The organism is Rummeliibacillus sp. POC4 (genome assembly GCF_003576525.1).
Taxonomy (GTDB): domain Bacteria; phylum Bacillota; class Bacilli; order Bacillales_A; family Planococcaceae; genus Rummeliibacillus.
In genome coordinates this window covers 1-1,880 of the sequence record NZ_QWUA01000139.1, presented here as the reverse complement: position 1 = coordinate 1,880, position 1,880 = coordinate 1, and the positions used below count along the sequence as shown (strand labels likewise).

Below are 1,880 nucleotides of genomic sequence, written 5' to 3'. Positions count from 1 at the left end.
TTAACTAAAGAAAAGTGAGTAACATTTCGTTATTCTCTCCTTTCTTCTTTAGGGATGTACAGCTGTTTCGTGCGTAGTAGCGAATGCACGAGCCGTACAAGTTTTCTAGCGGTTAAGACGAGAGCGCGTTTGTGTTGATGCTTTGGTACTTCATGGTATTTCTTTTGATAAAAGGTTTTATATTCGGTGTCATGCTTTCGTATGGCGTCTGATGCCTGTACAAGATAATAGCGTAAATACTTATTTCCGGTTCGCATGCGACTGGTATTCTCGGCTTCAAACTCGCCTGACTGATACTGTGTCCATACTAAACCTGCATATTTCGCTAAAGCATGATGATCATCAAAACGATGAATATCCCCAATTTCAGCGATTAAGCCCGCTGCGTACACGGGACCGATACCTTTTATCGAAGTTAATGTTTGTGGAATGCCTTTCATCATGCGTTCGATTTCCTTATCTAATCGCTTTACTTGGCTTTCCATATGTTGAATCGTACTCAAAATCACAGATAACGAAAGATTGACCGGATCAGCCATCATTTTATCTAAACGGTACGAATTACGTGCGAGCTGTTTGAGATATTTCGCAATCTCTTCTGGCTCTACAAAACGGTTCTTGCCTTTCTCTTGTAGAAACTCTACGAGTTCTTCTAAAGGCATATCGGCAATCTTGCCGGGATCTAGCTCTTCGATGACAGCGATACTTGTCGTACCAAATGTATCAGAGAACGGATTATCTTGGCGTAAACCACTAAATTTTAAGTACAGTTGATTTAACATGTAAGTTTTATTACGCGCAATTTCATGAACTAAATGAAATCGTGTGCGTGTTAAACGACGTAATGCGTCGTAAATTAAGGTTTCTTGCATTTCATGTGGCAATCGTCCAAAGCGTAGATGATCCGCAATAACCCAGGCATCCATTTTGTCGTTTTTCGGTAATGTATCATAGCCCTTTTTAAAACGAGCTACTTTACGTGCGTTGAGCATATAAATCGCTGTTTGAAGATGAGGTAATACTTTTTTACATTGTGCTTTTAAGTAGTGGGCAAGGTGCCAACTATATTGATCCGTGGCTTCCATCCCAATTTTTAATTGATTTGTTTGATTTTTTTCCGCTGTTCGTACAATTTTTTGAATCAAGGTGTCCGCACCTTCTACATCATTTCGAACAGAAAAATCAGCGAGTGTGTGTCCCTCTCCATGCATGAAATGGACATGATGGGAGCGCAAACTCACGTCAATACCGACTAGCATTTGTGACATGCTAATCACCTCCTAATGGGGTAATTAATCAAGATACACTCAGACCTGGGTGCCCATTCGAATCATCGATGTCTGCCTCGTGATAAGCAATCACAATGGGAAAACCATAAATGAGCGCTACACTCTTTTCTCACATTGCGTCGCAGCCAGTGGTTAGACCTTCAATAATGAACGATGGGTAGCAGGCTTATTAAGCAGTACACAAGTGTGTCTGCAAGGAGAGAAAGCTATTTCCTGCGAATACCTTGTCTGTTCCATTGTCGCATGGGTACTGGTCTGGAGTGAACTATTTTTTGTATAAAAAAGGACGAAGTACTGAAATGGAGCCTCCTCCATCCTTCGCCCTTACAATATGAAATTGATTGTTAAAAATAGGTAAATCAAATAAACAGGTAAGCACCTGCCAGCGTTATTTTTATGAAATGAAGTGAAACTAAAATTTAGGTTATTGCCTTTTGACTTCCTCGGTAAAACCAGGGTCAAACAGGTAAAACATAAAAAGAGTGAGGGAGCCAAAAGGCGACACTTCCTATAGGAAATCCAATTGAATCACCAGTTGTCCGGATCAACTGGAAATTCTATCGGAAAGAGCTCTTACTACTAATATACGAG

1 protein-coding gene is annotated in these 1,880 nt (G+C 40.4%); it reads right to left on the bottom strand.

What is annotated here, in order from left to right; genetic code table 11:
• Positions 1 to 29: 29 nt before the first annotated feature.
• On the bottom strand, positions 30 to 1,268 hold the full coding sequence (locus tag D1606_RS18290; protein ID WP_119417435.1) for an IS110 family RNA-guided transposase: 1,239 nt from the start codon (positions 1,266 to 1,268) through the stop codon (positions 30 to 32).
• Positions 1,269 to 1,880: the final 612 nt, after the last annotated feature.

Excerpts from the sequence above, each read along its gene's own strand:
- D1606_RS18290 (WP_119417435.1), bottom strand. The coding sequence starts at position 1,268 with ATGTCACAAATGCTAGTCGGTATTGACGTGAGTTTGCGCTCCCATCAT.